Annotated in this window: 23 protein-coding genes; 17 read left to right on the top strand and 6 right to left on the bottom strand. The window is 35.5% G+C overall.

Annotated elements, in window-relative coordinates:
- Positions 1-23 precede the first annotated feature (23 nt).
- The 6 genes from ACODR7_RS08050 (at position 24) to ACODR7_RS08075 (ending at position 5178) form a co-directional block, all read left to right on the top strand.
- Positions 24-923, top strand: coding sequence for a cell division protein FtsX (locus ACODR7_RS08050; protein ID WP_488838569.1), 900 nt, complete (start codon positions 24-26; stop codon positions 921-923).
- A 2-nt stretch (positions 924-925) separates the two neighbouring features.
- Positions 926-1222 carry a DUF3098 domain-containing protein gene (locus tag ACODR7_RS08055; RefSeq protein WP_076595659.1) on the top strand — a complete coding sequence of 99 codons (297 nt, stop codon included), beginning with the start codon at positions 926-928 and terminating at the stop codon, positions 1220-1222.
- 95 nt (positions 1223-1317) lie between these two features.
- Positions 1318-2136, top strand: coding sequence for an undecaprenyl-diphosphate phosphatase (locus ACODR7_RS08060; protein ID WP_488838570.1), 819 nt, complete (start codon positions 1318-1320; stop codon positions 2134-2136).
- A gap of 20 nt (positions 2137-2156) precedes the next feature.
- Entirely contained in the window at positions 2157-2855 is a 699-nt protein-coding gene (gene truB / locus ACODR7_RS08065) for a tRNA pseudouridine(55) synthase TruB (RefSeq protein WP_488838571.1), read from the top strand.
- Positions 2856-3082: 227 nt separating this feature from the next.
- Complete coding sequence (gene rluF / locus ACODR7_RS08070; RefSeq protein ID WP_488838572.1) at positions 3083-3805, top strand: 23S rRNA pseudouridine(2604) synthase RluF; 723 nt, start codon at positions 3083-3085, stop codon at positions 3803-3805.
- 149 nt (positions 3806-3954) lie between these two features.
- Positions 3955-5178, top strand: a complete 1224-nt coding sequence (locus ACODR7_RS08075) for a hypothetical protein (RefSeq protein WP_488838573.1) — start codon at positions 3955-3957, stop codon at positions 5176-5178.
- A gap of 255 nt (positions 5179-5433) precedes the next feature.
- Here the strand turns inward: ACODR7_RS08075 and ACODR7_RS08080 are convergent, their stop codons facing one another.
- Positions 5434-6693, bottom strand: a complete 1260-nt coding sequence (locus tag ACODR7_RS08080; RefSeq protein WP_488838574.1) for a helix-hairpin-helix domain-containing protein — start codon at positions 6691-6693, stop codon at positions 5434-5436.
- A 356-nt stretch (positions 6694-7049) separates the two neighbouring features.
- On the opposite strand from ACODR7_RS08080, the gene ACODR7_RS08085 reads away from it, so the two are divergent.
- From ACODR7_RS08085 to ACODR7_RS08115, 7 genes are all read left to right on the top strand, one after another.
- Positions 7050-8642: a T9SS type A sorting domain-containing protein gene (locus tag ACODR7_RS08085; protein WP_488838575.1), complete on the top strand. Its 1593-nt coding sequence runs from the start codon at positions 7050-7052 to the stop codon at positions 8640-8642.
- Between the two features lie 5 nt (positions 8643-8647).
- On the top strand, positions 8648-12139 hold the full coding sequence (locus tag ACODR7_RS08090; protein WP_488838576.1) for a hypothetical protein: 3492 nt from the start codon (positions 8648-8650) through the stop codon (positions 12137-12139).
- 11 nt (positions 12140-12150) lie between these two features.
- Positions 12151-13161, top strand: a complete 1011-nt coding sequence (locus ACODR7_RS08095; RefSeq protein ID WP_488838577.1) for a hypothetical protein — start codon at positions 12151-12153, stop codon at positions 13159-13161.
- A 9-nt stretch (positions 13162-13170) separates the two neighbouring features.
- The gene (locus tag ACODR7_RS08100; RefSeq protein WP_488838578.1) at positions 13171-16824 is read left to right on the top strand and encodes a DUF6443 domain-containing protein; all 3654 of its coding nucleotides are present in this window, start codon (positions 13171-13173) and stop codon (positions 16822-16824) included.
- Positions 16787-17272, top strand: coding sequence for a hypothetical protein (locus ACODR7_RS08105; RefSeq protein ID WP_488838579.1), 486 nt, complete (start codon positions 16787-16789; stop codon positions 17270-17272). The genes ACODR7_RS08100 and ACODR7_RS08105 overlap by 38 nt, the downstream gene beginning before the upstream one ends.
- Positions 17273-17562: 290 nt before the next feature.
- Positions 17563-18636: an RHS repeat domain-containing protein gene (locus ACODR7_RS08110; protein WP_488838580.1), complete on the top strand. Its 1074-nt coding sequence runs from the start codon at positions 17563-17565 to the stop codon at positions 18634-18636.
- 1 nt (position 18637) lies between these two features.
- Complete coding sequence (locus tag ACODR7_RS08115; protein ID WP_136522792.1) at positions 18638-18886, top strand: hypothetical protein; 249 nt, start codon at positions 18638-18640, stop codon at positions 18884-18886.
- A 106-nt stretch (positions 18887-18992) separates the two neighbouring features.
- On the opposite strand, the gene ACODR7_RS08120 is transcribed toward ACODR7_RS08115, so the two are convergent.
- Complete coding sequence (locus ACODR7_RS08120; RefSeq protein WP_488838581.1) at positions 18993-19175, bottom strand: hypothetical protein; 183 nt, start codon at positions 19173-19175, stop codon at positions 18993-18995.
- Positions 19176-19488: 313 nt separating this feature from the next.
- Between ACODR7_RS08120 and ACODR7_RS08125 the strand changes: the two genes are divergently transcribed.
- Positions 19489-20487: an RHS repeat domain-containing protein gene (locus ACODR7_RS08125; RefSeq protein ID WP_488838582.1), complete on the top strand. Its 999-nt coding sequence runs from the start codon at positions 19489-19491 to the stop codon at positions 20485-20487.
- Between the two features lie 5 nt (positions 20488-20492).
- Complete coding sequence (locus ACODR7_RS08130) at positions 20493-20990, top strand: DUF7336 domain-containing protein (RefSeq protein ID WP_488838583.1); 498 nt, start codon at positions 20493-20495, stop codon at positions 20988-20990.
- Between the two features lie 224 nt (positions 20991-21214).
- On the opposite strand, the gene ACODR7_RS08135 is transcribed toward ACODR7_RS08130, so the two are convergent.
- From ACODR7_RS08135 to ACODR7_RS08145, 3 genes are all read right to left on the bottom strand, one after another.
- Entirely contained in the window at positions 21215-21619 is a 405-nt protein-coding gene (locus tag ACODR7_RS08135) for a helix-turn-helix domain-containing protein (protein ID WP_488838584.1), read from the bottom strand.
- Entirely contained in the window at positions 21586-21765 is a 180-nt protein-coding gene (locus tag ACODR7_RS08140; RefSeq protein ID WP_488838585.1) for a hypothetical protein, read from the bottom strand. The genes ACODR7_RS08135 and ACODR7_RS08140 overlap by 34 nt, the downstream gene beginning before the upstream one ends.
- Before the next feature lie 78 nt (positions 21766-21843).
- Complete coding sequence (locus ACODR7_RS08145) at positions 21844-22188, bottom strand: MerR family transcriptional regulator (RefSeq protein WP_076597126.1); 345 nt, start codon at positions 22186-22188, stop codon at positions 21844-21846.
- A gap of 209 nt (positions 22189-22397) precedes the next feature.
- Between ACODR7_RS08145 and ACODR7_RS08150 the strand changes: the two genes are divergently transcribed.
- The gene (locus ACODR7_RS08150; protein ID WP_488838586.1) at positions 22398-23279 is read left to right on the top strand and encodes an AraC family transcriptional regulator; all 882 of its coding nucleotides are present in this window, start codon (positions 22398-22400) and stop codon (positions 23277-23279) included.
- 178 nt (positions 23280-23457) lie between these two features.
- Here ACODR7_RS08150 and ccoG read toward each other — a convergent pair whose 3' ends face one another.
- Positions 23458-24900, bottom strand: a complete 1443-nt coding sequence (ccoG, locus tag ACODR7_RS08155) for a cytochrome c oxidase accessory protein CcoG (protein ID WP_488838587.1) — start codon at positions 24898-24900, stop codon at positions 23458-23460.
- 252 nt (positions 24901-25152) lie between these two features.
- Between ccoG and ACODR7_RS08160 the strand changes: the two genes are divergently transcribed.
- A complete protein-coding gene (locus ACODR7_RS08160; RefSeq protein ID WP_488838588.1) occupies positions 25153-26046 on the top strand; it encodes an SMP-30/gluconolactonase/LRE family protein in 894 nt (297 codons plus the stop codon).
- Positions 26047-26081: the final 35 nt, after the last annotated feature.

Consider the following 26081-nt stretch of genomic DNA (forward strand, 5'->3'; position numbering starts at 1 on the left):
TTTAGCCAAAAATTTTAATATTAATGGCTAAATCTGTAGATGAATTTAATAAGAAAAGGCTTCGGTCCAGCAATATTACAGTAGTGATAAGTATTGCCTTAGTGTTATTTTTGTTAGGATTAATGGGGCTTATTCTGATTAATGCCCAGAAGTATTCTGACTATATCAAAGAACAGTTGGTGGTGAACGCCTACTTTGATGAAAACTATGACGCTAAAGATTCTGTAAAAATTGCAAAACTGGAGGAAGAAACTTTTAAAAAGGTACAGTTATTAGCTCCTGTAAAAAAAGCAACTTATATTTCAAGAGATATGGCGGCTAAAGAAGCCAAAAAGACTATGGGAATCGACAGTGATGCATTGTTCGAAGAAAATATTTTCCCATCTTCAATTGAAGTTGCTTTAAAACCAGAATTCGTGGATCCCGCAAAAATTGATGAAGCCATCAAAGAGATCAAATCCGTTCCGGGGATTATCGATGTTAAAAATGACAGTACTTTGATGGTGGATGTTTACAATAACCTGAGCAGAATTCTGAAATGGATTTTAGGATTTTCAATTCTGTTCCTGATATTAGCGGTTGTATTGATCAATAATTCTATCCGTCTTAAAATATTCTCGAAGAGATTTATTATTAAAACAATGCAGCTGGTAGGAGCGAAAAGAAGATTTATCCTTAAACCTTTCATTGTGGAGGCTATTATTTTAGGAGCTATCGGTTCTGTAATAGGTCTTCTTGCTTTGGGCGGAGTCTGGTATTATTTCACAAGTCAGATTGGCTCTGCTTTCGTACAGGACAACAACCAGTACTTCTGGTTAGTAATCCTCGTACTTGGTGTTGGAATTTTTATTTCTGTCTTAAGTACGATTTTCGCTACATGGAGATTCTTAAAATCAAACGTTGACGATTTATATTACTCTTAATAATGAGCAAAAAAACAAATAAATTTTCCGCTTCAGACTTTGGACATGAAGCTGAAGTGCCACAGGAAAACGCTTTCTATTTCGGACAGCAGAATTTCAAATGGATGCTGATAGGATTAGCATTTATTGTAGTAGGATTTCTACTGATGATGGGACCGGATGCCAATACGGTAGATGGAAAATTTGATCCTGACTCATGGAATGACGGTATCTTTTCTATCAGAAGAATCAGAATAGCACCTTTATTTGTTGTTATAGGATTTGCCATAGAAGTGTACGCGATCTTAAAAAGAAAATAAATAAATTTTTACATTTTTGAGATTAAGAGATTAAGAAATTGAGAATTATATTCTGAATTTCCGGATCTCTTAATCTTTTAATTTTTTAAAAGAATATGGATTTAATCAAAGCAATTATTATTGCCATTGTAGAAGGACTGACAGAATATCTTCCGATTTCCTCTACAGCACATATGGGATTTACTGCAAATCTTATGGGGTTGGAGGAAACAGAATTTTTAAAAATGTTTCAGGTGTCTATTCAGTTTGGAGCTATCCTATCTGTGGTAGTAGCCTACTGGAAAAAGTTTTTTGATTTAAATAATATTCAGTTTTATTTTAAACTTGCGTTTGCCGTAGTTCCGGCTTTGGTACTGGGATATTTATTCGATGATAAAATTGAAGCCGTTCTTGGAAATCAGATTGCCATTTCTTCCGTATTGGTTTTAGGTGGTGTTGTTTTACTGTTTGCTGATCAATGGTTCAAGAATCCCAGAATTGATGATGAGAAAGGAATTACCATAAGAAAAGCCATTACCATCGGTTTCTGGCAGTGTCTTGCCATGATGCCGGGTACAAGCCGTAGTGCAGCCTCTATTATCGGGGGAATGACTCAAGGCCTTACCAGAAAAGCAGCTGCTGAATTCTCTTTCTTCCTTGCTGTACCTACGATGCTGGCCGTAACAGTGTACTCAGTTTTTGTTAAAACCTGGGGAAAAGAAACCGCAAATCCGCAGAAAGGATATGAAATGATCATGTCTTCACAGGATCACATTATGATCTTTGTTGTAGGAAATATTGTAGCATTTATTGTAGCACTTATTGCGATCAAAGCATTCATTGGAGTGCTTAATAAATATGGATTTAAACCTTGGGGCTGGTACCGTATTTTTGTAGGAATTGCCTTGTTGATTTATTTTTATTTCTTTAAATAAGAAATCTTTTATACCCATTCATGACTGCTGAAGAACTGAAATCAGGATACATTTTTTTATTGGATAAGCCTTTGGACTGGACTTCCTTCCAGGCTGTCAATAAAATGAAATATAAACTTAAAAGGGAATTTGATCTTCCCAAGAAATTTAAAATCGGACATGCCGGAACTTTAGATCCCAGAGCAACCGGGCTTCTTATTGTCTGCTGTGGAAAATTTACTAAGAAAATTCCTGAAATTCAGGATGCTCCTAAAGAATATTGGACAGAGATCAAAATTGGAGTACAGACGGAATCCTATGATACCGAAAAACCTGAAATCCTTCAACAGGATATCTCTCATATTACTGAAGAACAGGTAAAGGAAGTTCTGGAAAAATTTGTTGGAGAAATTGAACAGAAGCCACCTGTTTATTCAGCGATTAAAATTGATGGCGAAAGGGCGTATAACCTTGCCAGAGCTGGTGAAGAAGTGGAAATGAAAGCAAGAAGAACAACGATTCACTACATCAAAGATATTAAAATCGATTTTCCTTTAGTAAGTTTTATGGTAGGGTGTTCAAAAGGAACTTATATCAGAAGTCTTGCCCATGATATCGGCCAGGAATTGGGAGTAGGAGCCTATCTTACACAATTAAGACGTACCAAAATTGGTGATTATGCCATTGAAGATGCTACAGATCAGTTCCTGAATAATGAGTACAGGTTTGAGGGTCTGTAATAATCAAACCAACAGTTCTCAATACATTTTAAGAATATAATTTTCTTCCTAACTTTGCAGTAGGAAAGACAGAGAATGTAAGTTCCTATTCAAAAAGGATTGACCAAGGAAAGAGGGATTGTTTTTGAATTATATACACAGAAAACGTAGATGATGGTTTTTCATAAGCTTAAACTATGGAAGTACTATTTCAGCAATAAAAATGATACCGGTTACGGAAAAGACTAATGGAAAAGACACGTATTAATAAATATTTATCAGAAGCAGGATACTGTTCCAGAAGAGCAGCAGATAAGCTATTGGAGGAGGGCAGAATTAAGATAAACGGGAAAGTTCCTGAAATGGGAACCAAAGTTTCTGATGAAGATCTTGTAGAAGTAGACGGAAAACCCATCAGAGAACCTCAGGAAAAACCTGTGTATATCGTTTTTAATAAGCCGGTAGGAATTGTTTGTACTACAGATACCAAACGTGAAAAAAATAATATTGTAGATTATATCAACCACCCGAAAAGAATTTTTCCTATCGGAAGGTTGGATAAACCAAGTGAAGGACTTATTTTCTTAACGAGTGACGGTGATATCGTCAATAAAATTCTGCGCGCGCGCAATAATCACGAAAAAGAATATATTGTTCGTGTAGACAAACCTATCACTCCAAGATTTGTGGAAAAAATGAGAAATGGTGTTCCTATCCTTGATACTGTGACTAAGAAATGTGAGGTAGAGAAGATTGATGAAATGAATTTCAGAATTATCCTTACTCAGGGACTCAACAGACAGATCCGAAGAATGTGTGAATATCTTGGATATGAAGTAAAAAAACTGAAACGAATCCGTATCATGAATATCAAACTTGATTTGCCAATCGGGAAATGGAGAGATATGACCGATGAAGAACTTAACATGCTCAACTCTTTGCTGGCAGATTCCAGTAAAACCTTTGATTAAAATATCTAATATACTTTAGCAATTTCATTTTTTCTGATATAAACAATTTGAGAAGTAATTAATTATTTCTCACATATTAGTGTAATATATTTTATATTTCATTGAAAATGTTTTATATTTATAATACTAATAACCATAATCAGTAAATTATGAAACTAAAATTAAATTCAGTTCTATTGTTTGTTGCTTTAGTAATATTTTTGAGTTGTCAAAATGATAATCATAATCAGGATTACCCTCATGATTCTTCGTTTTACATTGATTACAGAAGTCTGAAAGGATTACCAGATGGAATTGCCGTCATTGAACTCGATCCTGAAGCTCCGAATTTTGGAAATATCAGCAACAGACTTGAATTAGGTATTGGTGTATTGCCGCATCATATCTATTACAATCAGAATGCAAAAAAAATGTACACAACTGCTTTAGGTGGCAGCTATCTTTATGAAATAAAAACAGGAGAAGATCAGAATGGACAGCCTCAATTGATCAGTGCAACTCCTATTGATACTGGGGAGAATACGGTAGGCGAAAATTTATTTTTCACTAATGATGGCAGATATTTTATGACCTTTATGGGTGGAGCAGGAGGTCCAAAAGATGGGAGTATTGGGGTCTTTAATGCCAATAATAATCAGCTTATCAAAACAATTAAAGCTCCAATTCAAACTAATCCCAACCAATTTATAATGTATCCGCATGGTATTTCAATTAATGAGGAAAAGGGATTAATGATGGTATCATCCACCATTCATCCTGATCTTACTACCGGAATGGGCAATACCTGTACTTTATTAGATCTGAATACCTATGAAATAAAGGAGACGTATCAGGTAGCAGATTCTCCAACAGATATGTCCGCTCCTGTTGAAGTTTTACTGCTTCGTGGAAAATTTCCACAATACGCCCTTGCTACCACAATGCTTGGAGGTGATATCTGGATGGCTCCATATAATACTACGACCCAAAAATATGATGCTTTTACTAAGGTTTTTGATGGAAGTACAAAAGGTTTAGGCTGGGCACTTGAAATGTATATTGATGATTCCAACAAACTCTATGTTAGTTTCGCAGAACCTGGAAAAGTACTTGTATTTGATATCAATAATCTTCCTCAATTAAAGCTTTTGAAGACTTTTGATGCAGATAAAGGAGCGCATCATATGGCTTTCTTTAAAACCAAATCAGGAAAGGATGTTGTCGCAGTACAAAATAATTTATTGGATCTTCCTAACTTAAATTCAGGAACCATTAGTATAATTGATATTAATACAGGAAAAAAATTAGGGACAGTGGATTTGCGAACCCGATATGGAATACTGCCGGAATCCATTGAAGGAACTAATGGTCCCAGCAATTATATGCATCATTAGAACTTAAAATAAGGTTTCAAATGATAAAGAGGCTGTCTCAAGAAATGTCATTCTGAACACAGTAGGGGAAGTATGCGAACGCAATTCAGAAATGGAGTGAAAAATGTTATGTGTTTGACTAATAACAAGATTCCTCCTTCGTCAGAAATTGAAGATTCGACGAAATTAATGACAAAAGCCAAATTATTTGGCTTTTGAGACAAGCCTCTTTCTTAGAAATCAATTGAGCTTAAATCCATATTGATAAGATTTTTATTATTTTGTATATAATCTCATTCTTTCTTCATATTCAGGTTTCAGTTTTAAAAGTTTCCATATTTTTTTATCATCAGGATTGCTTATCCGGTAGAATATGATCTTATCTGCCGAATATTTGAAATAAGGATGATTTTTAAGCCATTCCTCGGGTGCTTCTACTAATGAATATCGGGGAACATTTGACGTATTCAATGGAGCTATGGAAATCAGTTTTTGAACCAGATCCTGATCGATGTTGTAAGTGCTTAGAATTTGTTGTTTATTCATAAAGCCACCCAGTTTCTTTCTGAAACCAATCACTGAACCAGCACTTCTTTCATCCAGTCCGAATTCAATAAGCTGTTTAAAAGTAATGGTATTAAGATCTGTTTTTGAAAAATCTGTTTTTTCCTGTTGCTTTTCCTGAAATTTGACATACGGTTTCATTTCCTGAAATTTCTCTGCGGAAATTACAAAACATTTCTGCAGGTCATCCAGACTTTTAAAGCTTCCCCGTAAATTCCGGTCCCGATAATTAATGATTGTGACTGCTTGTTTTTCTGAAAATCCAAGTGTTTTCCAACCTTCTAAGTCCAACTGATTAGGATCAAATGGATGATATTGAATTCCGGATTTTACAGTATTATTCTTCGTAAAATTTCTGAAGTTTTCCGGAGTTTTTGCGGGCAGTAAAAGATAAGGTTCAAGTTTGCTGTAATTTTCCGGAGAAATGATAAAACATTCTTTAAACTTTTCCTTACTTATAAAACTTCCTCCGAGATAATTTTTATACTTTATAATGGCTTCTGCCTGCTTTTCACTAAAGCCCATCTTAACCCAGTCGTGGGAAGAAAACTGATCAGGATTGAATTTTCCAGATATCAGAATTTCTTTCTTTCCGTATGGAGTAAATCTTTTGGAATTTTCTTTTTCTGCTGTTTCAGGAAGTAAAATGAAAGAGGCCAGTTCACTAAACTTCTCTTCAGAAATAGCATAACATTTTTTCAACTGTTCTTTTGAACTAAATTTCCCCCCTAAGATATCTTTATACTTAAGAATGGTAGCCGTTTGCTTCTCTGAAAATCCAAGTTTCAGCCACTGTTCTTTGTCAAGTGTATTAGGATCAAAATCTGATAGATTTGCTGATATTGAAACATCTTTGATAAAGGTAACTTCAGGAAAAGGTTCTTTTTCCCGGCTGGTATATTTCTGATATACCAATAAAACAGTCAGCAAAGTGACCATCAATGCCAATTTCTGGTAATAGCTTTTTCTCATTATGCAGTAAACTTATAGATAAAAATAAAGCTCGACAATAGTTGATAATGAAATGGTTAAAGATTGTATAGAGATTGTATTTTTATTCTTTAAAAGCTAATATGAATCTTGCTTTTTAGGTGATATAATTTCGTAATTGATACTGAAATACTCTGATCTTATTTTTATTTTTAACACGGCAAGTCCTGTCGTTGTTGGTAGATATTTTTGCATCATAATAAGAGAAATTATAATACAACATAAAGAAAATTTAATTATTAATAGTAGAATTTATAGTGTATTGAAATATAACTATTTACATGTATTGAAAAATATTAAATTCGCTGCGTTTTAATAACTAACTCAGAAAACATAGAATGAAAAAAATCTATCTCGGTGCATTTACCTTATGTACTATATTGGGCATATCTGCTCAGGAAGTGGTATGGCAGAAAGATATCCAATCCTCTACCCAGGATTTTCTAAGCCAGGTCACTACAACCATTGACGGACAGTATCTTGTCTCAGGAAGTTCCATTCAAAGCGATAAACTTCAACAGAACAGCAAACAAAACAACGGTTATGATTTTCGCCTGATAAAATTAAATCAGCAGGGAGAACAGGTTTTTGAAAAATACTTTTCAGGAAACAATCATGACTATCTATCTTCAGCTCTCACTACTCAGGACGGTGGTTTTTTGATTTCCGGAACATCATATTCAGGAAAAGGTCTTGATAAAAAGGATGACTCTAAGGGAGGCTCAGACATCTGGATGATCAGAATCAATGAATTTGGAGACCAATTGTGGCAGAAAACATTAGGGACATCTTCGGATGAAGAAGCAAGAGCCGTGATTCAGACTATAGATCAGGGATTTATTGTAGCTGGCAATGTACAAAACTCCTCTAAAGGTTACGGCTCAAAAGATGTTTTGATCATTAGATTAGATAAAGACGGAAAAGAACTTTCCCAATTCATTTTAGGAGGAAAAGGCTTAGATGAAATAGAGAAGATGATTCCAACCAGAGATGGCGGTGCTTTATTGGGAATTTACTCAAGGAGTTCTGAAGTAAAGGCTGGAAGCGGGAAGCTGGAGGCTGGAAGTGGTGTGAAGATCGACTCTTATTCCAAAGTCAGCCGCAACTTCGGTGAAGGCGACTACTGGATTGTCAAATTGGACAAAAACGGAAAAGTAGAATGGGAAAAGAATTTTGGAGGGAAAGGTGATGATCATTTGAGAACTCTGGCATTAACTTCAAATGGTTTTATCATTGGTGGAGAATCCAGATCAGAAAGGTCAGGAAACAAAACTGTAGGCTTAGAGGAAGGAACAGATCTTTGGCTGATTGCTTTAAATGAAAGAGGTGATGAACAGTGGCAGAAGTCTTACAATTTTAAAAACAGAGACATCCTGATGAGTATGAGCGTACTTCATTCTGCGGATGACAAATCTTCTAAAGGAATCTTATTGGGAGGTTATACTCAGGCTGAAGGAAGAATAGAAACCGATGACGAAACTTTCTGGATGCTGTACCTGGATCAAAACGGCAGTGAACAGTGGAGAAAGCATATCACCGGAGAATCCAGAAAAAAAGAAGAGAGACTTTCTGATTTAAAACTGAACAGAGACGGCTCTATTGTTCTGGCCGGAACCAGTGCAGAAGAACTAGGCAAAGAAAACTGGAAGATTGTAAAACTGGGAGATAAGCAGGTTGATCAGTTAATTGAAAAATATGACATCAAAATCTATCCGAATCCTGTTTCTGATTATGCGTATGTTGAAATCGGCTTTGATTTCAAAGAGGCAGAGATTTTACTCTATGATATGTCAGGTAGACAATTACAGAACCTGAAAACAAGAAATAAAGTGACTAAGATTAATACTCAGAGTTTGGTTCAGGGGGCTTACTTAATTACCATAAAAACCGATACCAATAAAACGGCAAGTGCTAAATTAATTAAGAAATAAACACGATGAAAAAATATCAAATTATGTGCCTCTTGCTGTTTTGCAGTTGGCTGTATTCACAAAATCAAATAAATGCAAACTTTCCCACTTCACCTGAAGTAGCAATGTTTAAAAGATTTGGAGATATTCCAGTCGGTACATATACAGGTGTAGCACAAACTAATGTTCCTATCCATACAATCCGTGAAGCAGGACTAGAACTGCCTATTTCCTTGAATTATAACGCCTCCGGTATTAAACTGGATGACCAGGCTACATGGGTGGGGTTAGGCTGGGACCTGATGCCTGAAGGTGTAATTTACCAAGATGTTAAAGGAAAGGCGGATCAGAATGATGTAAGTTATGCTACTCCAAACGAATATATCCCGTTTTATAACAGACTCGAATTATATCCAGGAGGAGCAGGAAGATTTAAAGTGGTAAAACAACGAGGATTTGTCGATTATAATTGGTGTATTATCGGCAATCAGCAAAATCCTGGATGCTTCGCGCCATCATCACCAATCGGATCCGATGGAAGCACAGTGGTAAATGAGATTGTGTATGGAAAAAATGCTGAGGTTGACATTTTCAGATTTAACTTCTTTGGACATAGCGGAAGCTTTTTCATTAATCTTCAGACCCGTGAGATTATTCAGTTGGAGAAAAGTGAAAATATAAAATTTGAAGTCTTTTATGATCAGATCATAGCTACTGATGATAATGGAATAAAATATTATTTTGGACAAAAAGAAATATTTTCCAGTTACAATGGAACACCTTTATCAGAAGAATTTTCAAGTAGAAGCTATAAAATCAGTAAAATAGTATTTCCCAATACGAAGCAGATCTCTTTTGTGTATCAGGATGCGAATTATAATTTTTATTCTTTTTCCCAACAGAGAAATATCAGAACTTCAGCTTATAGTTTAGGACCCACTGATATGTGTTATGGAAAAATAAATTATCAGTTTGAGCCTGCAAAAGCAACATTAAATAATAGTAATGTGAAAATTTTGAAAAAAATTAAAACCGATGATCTGGAAATCATTTTTAACCTTGGAGATAGGCAGGATATTAATCTATACAGTTGGAACAATCTTAAAAGACTTGAATCTATTGACTTTATAAATATAAGAAATAACAAAAAATTTAAATCTTTAGATTTTATTTACACTTATTTCCCTTATCGGGATGATTTTCCATCTTCCATTACTGAGCTTCAGAACTTTACTCATATGAAAGATGCATTTGGTAAAAGATTAAAGCTGGATAAAGTTTCTTTTTTTACTTATGATAATAGCGGTAACAAGATCAATAGCAATGAAGAATTTAAGTTTGACTATGATCTTTCCGCTACCTTACCTCCAAAAGTTTCTTTTGCTAAAGATTTCTGGGGATATTACAACGGACACTATAATAATAATTTATTACCTGATTTGAGCTTTTATCTCACTCCTGCTATGGGAGTGCCAGTATATTATGAAGGGAATAATAGATATTCTAATAAAGACTTTGTCAGCACTTATATGCTTAAGAGAATTGAGTATCCTACTAAGGGCTATACTGATTATGAATATGAGCTTAATTCCTTTAAGAATCAGTTTATCCCTAGTCATGACCAGATATTCAACCTCAGCGAGACTATCCACCTTAATAATAATGGTATTGGGGGATATAGCCCTTTAAACAATATATATGATTTTCCATACGACAAAGCAGGTTCTTTGAACTTTCATGCTGAATTTTCAGGCGGATTTGATGGCGGTCCTACTGGTCCACAGTCTAAAAGATATAACTACTATCAGATGGCTAATGCTAATGCCAGTATTAAACTGCTAAAAATTAAAAAGAATGCAGGTGGCGGGGAAACTGTATTGGAAGTTATTAAAGAATGGAAATTTGGAGAACTTACCAATAATACTGATTTCAGCCAGAATTATAATTTTCAGATGGACGGGGTATTCAACTTTATCAATTATAATGATCCCACAATTCAAAATAGAGTGGTTTTAAATATTGATAACAGTATGTATCAAGCTGCAGATATTTATCATTCTGCAGGGATAAGAGTCTCTTTTACTATCGTTAAAAAACCAGATATAGGCAGTAATTTTACTTCTTATGGCCACGGTCCCAGAATAAAATCTTTAAAAAATTATTCCAGCCAGGGAACTTTAGCAGAATGGAAAAAATATGAATATGAAAGTGGTGTTCTTCAAAATAAAATAAGCCCTTTAAGGCAAAAGGATTATTATTGTTTTAATTGTGGACAGGCAACTAACTGTTCTGGCTTCTATTCCTATAACAGTTTTTGGTCGATTACCGATCAGATCTCTTCTGGTGAGTATGATGCAGTGGGATATGGTAAAGTTACAGAAAGCACAGCGGATATTAATAATCCCTTACAAATAAAAGGAAAAACAGAATATTATTATTGGAATGTAGAAAATACTGTAGCAGACTATTTTCCTGTAATTAAAAATCAGCATAATGGACTTTTAGACCAAAAAATGATCAAAGATGCAGATAATAATATTATAGAATCTGTTACATATAAATATAAGAATTTATTACCATTTAATCAATTCTATAGTGTTAGGGCTGAAAAGAAGTTTTTATCGGATGGAAAAGATCCTATGATAGCCTCAACGGGGGACTATGATGGTATTACAAAATATCATTTTTATATTACACCTATGATGGCGGAGTCTCATAAAATTGATTCTATAATAACACAGCGATATTTTGGCAATAAAATTATTGAAACCAAGGAACACTTCACTTATAATACCCTTGGTTCGGTCCAAAAACATGAAGCAATAAATCCTGACCAGACTATAATTACAAGTTATAAATATTCTGAAGGAGGTAATAATCCTTATTTATTTAGTAAAGGAATTACTGGACTTCCGCTAGAAACTGAAGTAAAAAATAACGGTAATACAATTTCCAAAGTTGAAATAAAATATCCATTATCTCAGGCTGAGGCAGACTTAAAAACTTCAAGCCTTCCTCTCCCTTATGAAGGACTTAGTAAAAATCTGCAATCTGATGTTATGGAAAAAAATGTCATCTATAATAAATATGATGGAGTCGGTAATCTTGTTCAATATACAATAAATCCTGATCCTCTAGGAGTTGGTATTCCTGTAACAATTATCTGGGGCTATAACCAAACCCAGCCCATTGCTAAGATAGAAGGCGCCAAATTAACAGATATTTCACAGTCATTAATAGATTCTATTGTTACAGCTTCCAATACAGATGCAGTAGCTGCAGCTAATAATGATGAAACTTCCATTTTATCAGTATTTAATACCTTCAGAAACAGTCTGCCAAATTATCAGATTACAACGTATACTTATGATCCATTAATTGGTGTACGAAGTATCACTCCGCCGTCAGGAATCAGGGAAGTATATCTTTATGATTCAGCAAACAGGCTTAAGGAAATCAGAGAAAACAGCCAGACAGGCAACTTATTAAAAGAATTCAAATATAACTATAAACAATAAAAACTCAAATTATGAAAAAAATACTATTCATTGCAGGAATTTTAGGTGCTCAATTATCATTTGCTCAACAAGGAGCGTTTTCTGAAGTAACCATTCAAAATTCTTCTCCTATCTTATATTTAAAAAGAAGTACCAATGATGGAGGATTTATCCGTGGGATTCAAACTCAATACCTTAACGGAACTAATGGCTGGTTTTTTGGTGATCTGCATGGCAGCCAGTGGATTGTTTCCAAAGGAGATTATACAAACCCCAAACTTGTTATTAATGACAGTAACGGATATGTGGGAATAGGTACAGTAACTCCTTTAAGTAAGCTACATGTAGCAGGAACTATTATGGCGGGAGCTGGTGATTCTGTGACCGGAATTAATGCTTTTTCCATCCCTTACGCTAGTGGTTCCATGAATAACTGGGGAGCATTACGAAGCACAGGTTCCTCTTATATGGGTTATGGAGTAAAAGCTAATGGTACAAATGTAGGATGGCTTTCAAGCAGTGGGGAAGGAAACTTTGTAAAAACAGCCCTTACGCTTGATAATGAAGGTTTCAGATTATTGGCATCCTCCTCCCAGCAAGTAGCTATAGATTCACCCGTTTCGATGCCTGAAATCATGAGAATTTCTTCTGCGGGAAATGCCTTACTGCAAGGCAAGCTGGAAGCTAAAGAGATAAAAGTAACGCTGACTCCAACTGCCGACTTCGTATTCGAAGAAAACTACCACCTTCCAAAGCTGGAAGAAGTAGCCAAACATATTAAAGAAAAAAAGCACCTTCCTGAAATTGCATCTGCGAAGGTGATGGAAAAAGAAGGAGTAAACGTTGGTGAATTTCAGATCAAATTATTACAGAAAATTGAAGAGCTTACCCTTTATGCTATTCAACAGGAAAGACAGTTAAAGGATCAGCAGGAAAAAATACAGAAATTAGAAGGAGAGAATTCCGAACTGAAAAACGCTGTTTCCGAAATTAAGCAATTGAAAGAGCAATTCCTTATGATGAAGTCCAATGCAACCCATTAATATATAGAAGTGTATAAAAAAATATATTTAAGCATTGGGTTGCTGTTGAGTCTTCACCACTTTGGACAGGTGGTTTTATCATCTCCTCCCGCTCCGAATACTGAAGTGGCCGACCCTCAGAGTATACGAATGCTTCCGGGATTCAAGTTCAGCTCCGTTAACGGAACTTTTCGGGCTTACATTGGAGGATCATCATCTGGCAATGGAGAAACTTATACTCCCATTACAGTCAATTATTCGTCTAGCCTTCCAACGGCGGAAAATTATGTCTATACCAGACAGTATTTAGTTCCGACCACGGTTTCAGACGGATCTCTTCAGCAGATACAGGGTATACAGTTTTTTGACGGGTTGGGAAGACCTAAGCAGACTGTGAGTATTAAATCTACTCCTGGCGGAAAAGATCTGGTAACGCATATTCCTTATGATAATTTCGGAAGACAGGTAGACAGCTGGCTTCCGGTTCCTATGAACTCATTGAGTGGGAATATCCAGACCAATGTAGAAGGCAGTGCCAATAGCTACTATCAGTCTAACGGCATTAATGATTCTTTTCCTTTTAGCCATAAAACACTGGAAAACTCTCCACTTGACAGAGTGTTGAACCAGAAAAACCCGGGAACTGACTGGCAAAACAAACCTGTTGTTTTTGGATATGAAGCCAATGTGGCAGGTGAAGTTAAAAAATTTACCACTGTTACCGCATGGGTGGATGGAGCTACTTCTTCTCAGCTTGTATTATCCGGCACATACGGCGATGCCCAGCTGTATAAAAATACGGTAACCGATGAGGATAATAATAAAACTGTAGAATTTAAAAATGGCAGAGGTCAGACGCTTTTGGTAAGAAAGATTGTCAGTGCTTCAGAAAATGCCGATACTTATTACGTTTACAATGAATATGACCAGCTGGCATTTGTGATACCTCCTTTGGCTTCGGCTTCAGCAGCAGTTTCCGCTTCAGCATTGGAACATCTTTGTTATCAGTATAAATATGATGGCAAAAAAAGACTGGTAGAAAAGAAACTTCCGGGAAAAGGCTGGGAACAGATGGTTTACAATAAAAAAGATCAGATTATTCTCTCCAGAGATACCGTTCTTAAAAATGGAATTGCCAATTTTTCAGCGGATCAGTCATGGTTGTTTACCAAATATGACCGTTTCGGAAGAGTAGTCTATACAGGAATTACCCGGGATACCAATTCAAGAAATAGCATACAGAATACGATTGATAATCAACCTGCAGATACTTTTGAAACCCGTGGGGGAAGCTTTACGCTGAATGGAGTTAGTATTGAATACGGAAACACTTCTTATCCTACAGCAGTTGATAAGCTTCTAACCGTCAATTATTATGATACCTATCCTCAAGAAGCTCCGGCAGTGACTGCTGTTTTAGGACAGGAAGTATTGCCGCAGACCACACAGAATTCTACGGTAAGTACTAAGAGTCTTGCCACGGCTTCTTATGTTAAGAATATCGAAAATGACGGCTGGACAAAATCATTTACCTACTATGATAAAAAAGGAAGAACAATCGCAACCCATTCTTTGAATCATTTAGGAGGATATACCAAGACCGAAAGCTTCCTGAAATTTTCAGGAGTACCGGAGTATAGCCTTGTTGAACATAAAAGGTCTGCAAACGATACCAAAGTAAATATCAAAGAAACCTTTGAATATGATCACCAGGAAAGACTCGTAAGACACTGGAATCAGGTAAACGGAGGTGCTCAGGAACTTTTGGCAGAAAATCTGTATAATGATCTGGGGCAGCTGCGGACTAAAAATGTAGGAAATACCACAGGCAGTCCACTACAGAGTGTAAAGTATGCCTACAATATCAGAGGCTGGATGACAAAAGTGAATGATCCTGCTAATTTACAGAATAAACTGTTTGCCTACGAATTGCGTTACAGCAACCCAAATAATCAGTTTTCAGGTTCTGCAAGATATAATGGAAACATTTCCCAGATGTCATGGATTACTCAAAATGATGCAGTATTGAGAAATTACTCCTACGAGTATGATGGGCTTAACCGACTTAAAGAAGGCCGTTTCTGGGATGCCATGAATTTAGAAAGAGGAGAATACCACGAGCAGTTGATCTATGACCTTAACGGAAATATAAAAAGCCTTTTAAGAAGAGGAAGACAGCTTCCGGGATATACCGCCCCTGAAGTAATGGACAATCTGGAATACCATTATGAAAATGGGGAACAAAGTAATAAGCTATCTTACCTTAAAGAAATAGGCACCGGAAACGCCATCAGTGGATATCCGTTAGCATCAGGAAGTACAGGAAGTACTATTACTTATGATCTAAACGGAAATATGAAAACTCAATTGGATAAAGGAATTTCCTCCATTCAATATAATTATCTAAATTTACCTGAAAAAGTTACCCAAAACTCCAAAGTAACAGATTATATTTACAGAGCAGACGGAGTGAAATTAAAAAAGGTTTTTGGAACAGAAACAACCGATTATCTGGATGGTTTTCAATATGAAAATTCTGTATTGAAATTCTTTCCAACAGCAGAAGGATACTTTAATGTTGAAACCGGAAAATATGTATATAATTATACAGATCACCTTGGAAATGTTAGAGTAAGTTATGCCAAGAATGGAGCAGGATTAGAGATCATTGAAGAGAGTAACTATTACCCGTTTGGATTGAAGCATGAAGGATATAATGTATTAACAGGAAATCTTGCATATAAATACAAGTATAACGGAAAGGAATTGCAGGAGATGGGGATGTATGATTATGGAGCAAGATTTTATATGCCGGATCTGGGCAGATGGGGAGTGATAGATCCTTTGGCTGAAGTTTCTAGAAGATGGTCACCATATAATTACGTTTTAAATAATCCTATTAGTCATATTGACCCCGATGGAAGATTATCTCAATCTTTTATGGATGAGTTGTGGAATAAATCGGGAAATAATACTACTTGGACAAATGATGGAAATGGAAATTTTTCTGATGGAAATGGAAATACTGCAAGTGATTCAGGGCCAGGTCCAAAAGGTTCTTGGGGAGGTGTTAGTTGGTCAGGTTTTATTAATAACTGGAATTTTGAAGATACTGTCGAATTTTATCAAGCAAATGTAAGAGCGAGAGTAGGAACTTTAAAATCTGTAAACGGTAACGCTACGTTAAATGTTAAGCAAACTGCTGGACAATGGGATAAAGAGTATGGATGGATGCCTTGGAATAGAACTAACTTCTTAAATGAAAATGCCCAAAATGTTACAAATTGTTATGGATATGTTTTAACTAATGGATATTTTTTTGTAGATGACAGCATAGAAAATATAAGAGGATTCTTATTAGATTCTGGCTATAAGTCATCTCAAGCAGCAGGTAAAAATTTTAAAGTTGGAGATATATTGTTATGGGATGGTCATATGATAGAAGCAACTGGCAAAAAAAATGGCGGTGTTGTTTGGAGTAGTTATTTTGGTTTTGATTCTTCGCCAGCAAAAGGTTCATTACAAGAAATTATGAATTATAATAAAGGATTTGGGAGAGCTTATGGAAGCTTACAAGGAGCTACTTTATACCGACAACAAGATCAATCTAAAATACAATTTGGACAAAAAAAATATGAAGCAATCGATGTTAAAACAATACAGCAACAAAAAAATAGTTATTAGTTTTTTTGCTCTTCTATCATTATTCTGTTGTAAAAAAAATGAAACTATTAAAAATGATCAGATTACTAATTCTGTAGTTTATAAAGCAGGAAATGAAGGAGTAAATTTGTCAGAAGAACGACAGAAAGAAGCCTTTGGTAAATGGGAATTAACCAATGTGGTTTATTTTGATGATAACCGAAGAACTTTCAATAAAATTGCAGTTAATGAAATCGTGACTGTTAGTGAGCAGGGTGTGTTTAATCTTGAAAATAAAGCAATAGCAGACAAATATAAAACAGTTGGAACATACAAATTTAAAAATTTAGATACACTTAATACAACTTATTATATATTTAAGATTGACAGAGATAGAATGATGATGAAAAGCCCTATTCTATTTAGAATTGTTAATGGAAAAATGACAAAACAAAGAGCTAGAGCAGAAATCTACCTTACAAAAAAATAGTATTTTTAAGTGATTCTCAAATATTAATGAGAAAATAATATCCTGCTACCGATTTTATTGTATGGCAGATAAAGCCCCCACTGCGCAAAGTCTCCAGACTTTGAGCTTTTAAATAAACTTACCCTCTGGTTTTCAAGGTAGGATAAATAACAACCCTTGCAAATATGGCAAGGGTTGTTTATAAATAAGGTTCTATTAATTATATTTCCATCCAATATAATTATCTAAATTTATCTGGAAAGATTACCCAAAACTCTAAGATAACGGATTATATTTACAGAGCAGACGAAGTGAAACTAAACAAGATTTTCGGTACAGAAACCACCGATTATCTGGATGGCTTCCAATATACTAACTCAGTATTAAAGTTTTTCCCTACAGCAGGAGGGTATTTTAATGTTGAAACCGGAAAGTATGTGTATAATTATACGGACCACCTTGGAAATACCAGATTGAGCTACGCTAAAAGTGGAGCAGGAACAGAGATCATTGAAGAGAGTAATTATTACCCGTTTGGATTGAAGCATGAGGGGTATAATGTATTAACAGGAAATCCAGCGTATAAGTACAAGTACAATGGCAAGGAGCTTCAGGAAAGTGGTATGTATGATTATGGCTGGAGAAATTACATGCCTGATGTGGGGCGTTGGACGCAGTTAGATCCATTAGTTGAAAATACAGAAGATCCTTATGCCTATGTTTATAATAATCCGATAAGTTTAATGGATCCTGATGGAAGAGTTCCAGATGATGGTGGAGATGATGATTGTTGTAATGAATTTTTTACTGGGGTAAAAGAGGGTTTTGTCGGAACATTCAAAGGAATTGGAAATTTCATAGCTCATCCTATTGATCGAACAAAAAATGCAGTTAACAATTACACTTGGAGTGATTATGGTGATAGTGTGGCTAATTCTATGACATTTGGTATTTATGGAACGGCTAAAACAGCAGGAGCACTGATACAAGGAGATTCTAAAACAGCAGGGAAAACAACAGGGGAAAAAGCAGCAGAAGTTATTATTGTTGCGGCTACAGATGGGTTGGGAAGAGGAATTAAAGGTATAAGAAATGCTAAAGATCCTGGCTTAGGAAATCAGTTCAAAACAAAAATGACTTCGCAGGTAAATAATGCAATGGAAAAACAAGTTAACAAAGGGAAATTAGATAAAGTTTATACAGACCCTAAAAGTGGTTCAACTTCTTATAAAAATAAGAAATCTGGTTATTCATATAATGTAGATACTGGAAAATCAGGAAAAACGGGAAAAAAAGTAGAGCCTGCACATATTGATGTTAACTATCCAAATCCTAAGCCTAAAAACATGCCACCTAAGAAAAAATTACCAACAAAAGAAGATTAATATGATATCATTTATAAATTACAAAGGTGTTCCTGAACAATTAGAGGTTATTGTTGATAAACAAGGAATAGAGGAATTAATAGAATATTTAAAATTTGTTAAGCAAAGTGAAGATCATATACACTTAACATTAGGAACAGAGTTACACGAATACCCTGAAAATCTAGAGCCAGGGGTTATAAATGTAAAATCAGTAAGATTAGAATTTTATAAATCTGATATTTTAGATTCCGATGTCAAAGTTTTATAAATTTCCCCTCCTCATTGCTGGAGCAAGCGTCGAGCTTATGCTATGATGACAATAATAGAACCACCGCTCTGGCGGTGGTTTTCTTGTTTTGTATTAGGAAACAGAACTAAAGTGCTACAATATTTTTAAGTTTAGAAGCTTTGATAAAAGCATCGATGGTTGCAAAAATATGAGCTTTTGTATCGCTGTCGAGTTCTTGTATTGCTTTTAGTTTTTTCAGCGTGTCGTCGTAAATCTGTTCGTATTGTCCGTCTTTTACGAGATAATCAAGTGTAACTCCGCTACGCAAAGTTTATAACTTTGCGCAGATAAAAAATAAACCCTCCCTCTGCTGGTGCAAGTGTCTCGCTCGTGTCCCATAGTTATATAAATAAGTTCTAATAATTATACTTCTCATCCAATATAATTATCTAAATTTACCAGGAAAGATTACCCAAAACTCTAAAGTAACAGATTATATTTACAGAGCAGACGGAGTAAAAGTAAGAAAGGTTTTCGGAACAGAAGCAACCGATTATCTGGATGGTTTTCAGTATACGAATTCGGTATTAAAGTTTTTCCCAACAGCAGAAGGATATTTTAATGTTGAAACCGGAAAGTATGTGTATAATTATTCGGACCACCTTGGAAATACCAGATTGAGCTACGCTAAAAGTGGAGCAGGAACAGAGATCATTGAAGAAAATAATTATTACCCGTTCGGATTGAAGCATGAAGGATATAATGTATTAACCGGAAATTCAGCGTATAAATACAAGTATAATGGAAAGGAACTGCAAGAGACAGGAGTGTATGATTATGGTGCAAGATTTTATATGCCAGATACAGGGCGTTTTGGAACAGTAGATCCTAGAAGTCAATATACTCATGAAGCTTATAGTTACGTATGGAATAATCCCATTAAGTTTGCAGATCCTACAGGGATGCAAGGTGAGATCTTAGACTGGATAAAGGATAAAAACGGTGGTTATAAGTGGGATCCAAATGTTACAGGCCCAGGAAATACACCTGATGGTTGGACATATGTAGGAAAGACAGGAAGCTATAGAATTGATGGGGCTACTGTACAGCTTTTAGATGGAGGAAATAAATTTACTGATATTGATGAAGTAGCAACAAGAGGTAATTCAGGCATTAATGCAGCAGCGATTACAATAGGAGCAGGATCATCTGAATCTGGTGTAGGATTATTTATTTTATTAGCTGTATTTTCAAAGTTAATTATTGATGATATTTTTAATACTCCTTTGCCAATTCAGCATGGAATACAAATTGATCCGATGATGTATTCTCCTCAAACAATGAATACAGAATCTGATGAAGATAAAGATGTGAATGGTCAGGATGTACCTAAAGAGAAAAAAGTACCTGTTAGTGGAAAAACAGGAAAAGAGGCTGCAAAGGACGTTCCGTCTTGGGCTAAAGAACAAGGAGAAGCTCCTTATGTAGATGAGGACGGAAAAACTTTTGCGGAAAGGTTGTTAAATGGACAGTATGGTAAAGGGGAATGGAATAAAGGAAAAGCAAGTAAAGGACCTGGTTCTGAATTTAACAAAATTAAGAAATGGGGAGATAGAGGATTTGAAGTAAAGAAAAAATAATGATTATGCAATATTTTATATATATCCTTGATCATACTTATTCAGATGATTCACTGAAGGATACTAAAATTTTGGGATTTTGTGATACCATAGAAAATGTTGAAAAACTAAAATCAGAAGCTCTAAAACTATCTGGGTTTAATCTCTATCCCAATAATTTTGTCATTAATAAATTTATCATTAATAAAGTACATTGGGAAAATGGATTCGAAAGTTCTATTGGGGAGATTGGAAGAGATTATCTTTTAGAAAGTGATTTAATAGATGATGGTGATTTATCTGTAAAAGAGTTGAATTTGGATTCAATTATTAGTATTAACCATAGCTACACTATTAATAGATATTTAGATGATGAAAGATTTATAGGTGTTTTTTCTTCAGAAGAGATGGCTGAAAAAGCAATAGAAAAATTGAAAAAACAAAATGGATTTATTCTGCATCCCGATGATTTTGATATAAGCGAAATAGCTATCAATGATCTTCTTTGGAAATCAGGCTTTTAAACCTCCTCGCTCCCGCACGAATCCTTTCGTGTGGTAGATAAAGATAAACCCACTGCAATTGCGGTGGGTTTTATTTTTGGCCCAGAAACCTGAAATCCTGCTAACCATTTAATAAACCGTTTCCAGTCACTTAGAAAGTTCCCCCGCTACCGCACGATTACATCGTGTGGTGAAGTTATAATTATAAAACCACTGCTCCAACAGTGGTTTTTATCTTTTATCTCTTACTTCTCAAGCAGCTTTTCCAGTCTAGCCATCATTTCATCCTTTTCCTTCAGCATACGCTCATACAACGCAATTTTTTCTTCGTGAAGTTGGATAATTTTGTCCATTGGGTTGATGTTACATTTGTATTGCTCAGCATAGGCAACAGCATCATCTTGAAAAGTATTCGCTATAATATTCACAGCCTGTTCCTCATCAAAATTCTGAAAAGCTTCTACAGGAATTTTCAGTACTTCGGATATTTTTTCGAGCAGCTGGTTCTCAATGGTTTCCTTTTGTTCAAGTAAAGAAATCTTCTTTTGGTTCCAGTCATCGCCCAGATCAAGCGCCAATGCTTCCTGCTTTATTCCCAGCATTTCTCTGAAACGTTTTACATTTCTTCCCTGATGTATTTTGTAGTCCATTCTTTAATCAATTTGTGAAGATTCAAAGATAATACATTCTGTAAAGTAAAGGTTAAAAAATATCCGGTAAAATATCCTGTTATACCTGTAAAAGTGCCGGGAGCTGGTGTATCAAATGTCTTCAACAGGTTCGGAAGTGCTTTCAATTGTATTTTCTGATAGATTTTACATAAAACCTCCGCTGCAATTCATTGCAGCGGAGGTTTTTTATATTTTCAAACCATTTATTCTTCCTCTCTTTCTCCTAAAGATTCTTTCAGCTTGATGAGTTCAGCTTTTACAAACTCCAGGCGGTCAATCAGAGTGATGGTTTCGGAAATTTTACTGTTGGTGGTCAGAGCGATGCGGGCACCGTCCAGCGTGTATCCTTTTTCTTTTACCAGATGGTAAATCATCTGAAGATTTTTGATGTCTTCAGGAGTGAAATACCGGTTTCCTTTTCTGTTTTTTTTAGGCTTGATAATAGGGAATTCCTGTTCCCAGTAACGTATTAATGAAGTGTTTACATCGAATGCTTTCGCAACTTCTCCTATAGAATAATACAGCTTATCAGGTAAATTTATTTTCATTTTACAACTCCTAAACTTCAAAGATAAAAATTTTTTAAAGTTTAATCCAAAATATATTGTAAAAAGTGCGGTTATACTTTGTTTCAAAGGTATTTATGGGGTTAAATTTATCATTCAGAAACAATGTTTGTTGTCGCAGATATAAAGGATCATGATAAACTGGTTCTTTTTTGTCTAAATTTGTGAATGCTTACGATATATACATATAAATGAATCCGATTTCTGTTCTTCATATCGATCTTTTTCAGGCGGGTAAAAATACTTCAGATTTTTATTTTAACACAATGAAGAATCATTTGGTGGTAGGACATCGTCATATAGAAAAGCCTCACAGACATGATTTCTATGCTGCGGTTCTTTTTACCAAAGGAACAGGCGTACATGAGATAGACTTTCAAAGGTATGAAGTTTCGGAAGGCAGCCTTTTCTTTCTGTCGCCGGGGCAGATTCACAGCTGGGAGCTTTCGGAGGATATTGACGGGTATATTTTCTTTTGTTCCCAGGAGTTTTATGAAATGCATTATGTAAATCAGAAACTCAGAAATTTTCCTTTCTTCGGATCCGTGTCTTTTCCACGAAAACTACAATTGGATTTTCCGGAACTAAAGAAAAATATCAGTTTATTTCAGGAATTGGGAGAAGAACATCAGACTAAAAGTATCATGAAAGAAGGTCTGATTTTATCATTGATGTCTCAGATTTTCATCAATGCTGCCAGGTTGTTTTCAAAGGATTTTGATACAATGGATTCTGCTGCAGGGCTTTCTTATTTTAAACATTATCAGGATTTTGAAAATCTGATTGAGCAAAATTTCACAAAACATAAATCCATTACCTATTATGCTTCTTTATTAGGTATCTCATCCAAACATCTGAACAGGATTGTGCAAACTGTTGTTCAGAAAACGGCTACTGATGTAATTACAGAAAGGGTAGTGCTGGAAGCCAAAAGAATGCTCATGTATCTGGATGAAAGCCTCGTAGAAATTGCTTTCCGTTTAGGATATGAAGAATATTCCTACTTTGTAAGAGTATTCCGGAAAAGTTCCGGAATGACTCCTACGCAGTTTATGAGGAAATATAAGGCTTAATGAGTGTAAAGCTCAAGGTTTATGGATTAAAGTAATAGAAGGAGGAGGAGAGTGGGATTATTGTGAACCACCCCGTCAAAAATTCTTTGAATTTTCGCCACCCCTCCAGAGGAAGGGAATTAGGGAAATATCAACTACTTTTTCTAATCCCTGCAACCTATCATCTATCACCTGCAGCCTAAAGAGCCAACTTAAACGGTCCTTCAAAAGTAGTTTCAAACGAATCTACCAGCTGTCCTTTTTCATCAAATACTCCGATGACCATGTTTTGTTTTGAGAATTTAATTTCGTCTTCAGGGAAGGAAATATTGATGTTTCCTTTCAGGATCTGATCGCCTTTCAATATGATTTTTTCAGAACCGAAGTAGGTTATTTCTGCATTCGTGGGCGTGATCACTTTAATGGTAAGGGTCTTTTTCTCGTTGGATTTATTCAGAAGGGTATAAATAAAAGTGTTGGTGATTTTACCGTTTTTAACAAAGAATGTAGAACCTGCCGGTTTGATGAATTTGGCTTCCATAGAACCACGGTCGTACATTAAAAATCCAAGGAATCCAATTAGCAATGCAAGGATAACGGTAGTTGCCTTCATTCTTGGAGTGAATCTGAATTTATCACGATTTTCAATCTCAGCTTCTGTGGCATAACGTACCAGCCCTTTAGGTAAACCAACTTTCTCCATGACTTCATCACAGGCATCGATGCAGGCTGTACAGTTGACGCATTCCAGTTGCTGTCCGTTTCTGATATCAATTCCTGTAGGGCATACCACAACGCATTGGTTACAGTCTATACAATCTCCTTTTCCTGCCGCTTTTCTATCTTCGTTATTTCTCCATTTTGCGCGGCCTTCACCTCTTTTAAAATCATAATATACATTGATGGTCTGCTTGTCAATCAATACTCCTTGCAGTCTTCCGTAAGGGCAAACCAGCGTACAAACCTGCTCACGAAGCCATGCGAAAACAAAATAGAACGCCAGCGTAAAGAAGATCATAACCATAAACTTCAGTGAGTTGCCTTCAGGTCCTTCACTCATAATGCGGAAAACCTCTTCGTATCCTACAATATACATGAACATAAAGTGGGAAATAACCAATGAAATTAAAAGGAAAACAGACCATTTCGTCAGTCTTTTTCGTATTTTCTCTGCATCCCATTCCTGTCTGTCCAGCTTCATCTGCTTATTTCGGTCACCTTCAATCCAGTATTCGATTTTGCGGAAAACCATTTCCATAAAAAGAGTCTGAGGACACAGCCAGCCACAGAATATTCTTCCGAAAACGACCGTAAACAACATCACGAAAATGACAGAAGTTACAGCGCCTAAAGCCAGGATAAAAAAATCCTGCAGATAAAAGGGCTGTCCAAGGATAAAAAACTTTCTGTCGATCACGTTAATGAGAAGAAAAGGATTATTATTGATCTTTACAAAAGGCAGCCCAAAGAAAATAGCAAGAAGAAGATAGCTGGTGTAATTCCTGTAGTTGGTATACTTTCCTTTAGGTTTTCTGGGGAAAATCCATTTTCTTTTCCCGGTTTCATCCATGGTTCCTACGGAATTTCTGAAATCTTCATTTTCAATTTCCAAAGACTTGATATTGTTGGACTCTGCGCTCATTGTTTATGCTATAAAGTATTTTGGTACAATTTTCATCCTGATCGGTCTTATTTTCAGATTGATGTTTCTATGAAAAAATGATCGATTCTGGTATTGCAAAGCTCCGGATTATATCTTTTTATTACTAATATGATCTACTTCCAAAATAGGACAATTGAGACATTGTATCTCTGTTGTTTTCATTGTATCAAAATGAGAAAATATTTTGATACTTTTAGTCCATATCGTAAATTGCAGCATTAAAAATGAAGTATGAAGAATATCTTTAAAATAAGTATGATTGGTTTGGTTTTCGTATTGGTAAACTGTCAATCAGTAAATTATAGTAAAATGTTTTATGAAGGAGTACAGCCGGAAATGGTTTCCGACAAGTTCAGTTTCACAGAAGGACCATCAGCAGATAAAGAAGGGAATGTTTACTTTACCGATCAGCCTAATGATAAGATTTATTATTGGGATTGGAAAAGCAATAAGGTGATAGAGTTTTTAGATAAAACAGGAAGAGCTAACGGAACCCATTTTGACAAAGATGGATATTTGATTACCTGCTCGGACGATCAGGGTGAGATCTGGAAGATATCCAAAGATAAAAAAGTAGAAATTCTGCTAAAAGGTTTTGAAGGGAAAAGACTGAACGGTCCCAATGATGTCTGGAATGATGAATTTGGAGGAATGTATTTTACAGACCCTTTGTATGAAAGAGACTACTGGATAGGCTTCAAACAGGAAATCCAGCATAAAAGCCTTTATTACAGGGATAGGACAGGAAAAGTCACTAAACTGGATACATTCACACAGCCCAATGGAATTGTAGGAAGTGAAAAATTAAAAAAATTATATATTTCTGATATTGACGCCGGGCAAACTTATGTATATGATATACTGGGAGAAGGAAAATTGTCTGAGAAAAAACTGTTCTGCAAAATGGGTTCAGACGGAATGGAGCTTGATAAACATGGAAATCTTTACCTGACAGGAGACGGTGTACATGTTTTTAGCCGTTTGGGAAAGAAAATCTATCATATTTCTATCCCTGAGAAATGGACATCCAACGTGGCTTTTGGAGGAAAAAATAATGATATTCTGTTCATTACTGCCTCAAAGTCTGTATATACTTTCCCTACAAGGGTGAGAGGGATTAAATAATTTTGTGCCATAGCGACGAAGCAACCTCTTTTTAT

This window comes from Chryseobacterium sp. FG46 (assembly GCF_057809135.1).

Bases quoted from the DNA above. Each gene is read 5' to 3' on its own strand.
- rluF (WP_488838572.1), top strand. From the start codon at position 3,083: ATGGAAAAGACACGTATTAATAAATATTTATCAGAAGCAGGATACTGT.
- ACODR7_RS08050 (WP_488838569.1), top strand. From the start codon at position 24: ATGGCTAAATCTGTAGATGAATTTAATAAGAAAAGGCTTCGGTCCAGC.
- ACODR7_RS08075 (WP_488838573.1), top strand. From the start codon at position 3,955: ATGAAACTAAAATTAAATTCAGTTCTATTGTTTGTTGCTTTAGTAATA.
- ACODR7_RS08135 (WP_488838584.1), bottom strand. From the start codon at position 21,619: ATGGACTACAAAATACATCAGGGAAGAAATGTAAAACGTTTCAGAGAA.
- ACODR7_RS08160 (WP_488838588.1), top strand. From the start codon at position 25,153: ATGAAGAATATCTTTAAAATAAGTATGATTGGTTTGGTTTTCGTATTG.
- ACODR7_RS08090 (WP_488838576.1), top strand. From the start codon at position 8,648: ATGAAAAAATATCAAATTATGTGCCTCTTGCTGTTTTGCAGTTGGCTG.
- ACODR7_RS08080 (WP_488838574.1), bottom strand. From the start codon at position 6,693: ATGAGAAAAAGCTATTACCAGAAATTGGCATTGATGGTCACTTTGCTG.
- ACODR7_RS08130 (WP_488838583.1), top strand. From the start codon at position 20,493: ATGCAATATTTTATATATATCCTTGATCATACTTATTCAGATGATTCA.
- ACODR7_RS08095 (WP_488838577.1), top strand. From the start codon at position 12,151: ATGAAAAAAATACTATTCATTGCAGGAATTTTAGGTGCTCAATTATCA.
- ACODR7_RS08145 (WP_076597126.1), bottom strand. From the start codon at position 22,188: ATGAAAATAAATTTACCTGATAAGCTGTATTATTCTATAGGAGAAGTT.
- ACODR7_RS08115 (WP_136522792.1), top strand. From the start codon at position 18,638: ATGATATCATTTATAAATTACAAAGGTGTTCCTGAACAATTAGAGGTT.
- truB (WP_488838571.1), top strand. From the start codon at position 2,157: ATGACTGCTGAAGAACTGAAATCAGGATACATTTTTTTATTGGATAAG.
- ACODR7_RS08060 (WP_488838570.1), top strand. From the start codon at position 1,318: ATGGATTTAATCAAAGCAATTATTATTGCCATTGTAGAAGGACTGACA.
- ccoG (WP_488838587.1), bottom strand. From the start codon at position 24,900: ATGAGCGCAGAGTCCAACAATATCAAGTCTTTGGAAATTGAAAATGAA.
- ACODR7_RS08085 (WP_488838575.1), top strand. From the start codon at position 7,050: ATGAAAAAAATCTATCTCGGTGCATTTACCTTATGTACTATATTGGGC.
- ACODR7_RS08055 (WP_076595659.1), top strand. From the start codon at position 926: ATGAGCAAAAAAACAAATAAATTTTCCGCTTCAGACTTTGGACATGAA.
- ACODR7_RS08105 (WP_488838579.1), top strand. From the start codon at position 16,787: ATGTTAAAACAATACAGCAACAAAAAAATAGTTATTAGTTTTTTTGCT.
- ACODR7_RS08150 (WP_488838586.1), top strand. From the start codon at position 22,398: ATGAATCCGATTTCTGTTCTTCATATCGATCTTTTTCAGGCGGGTAAA.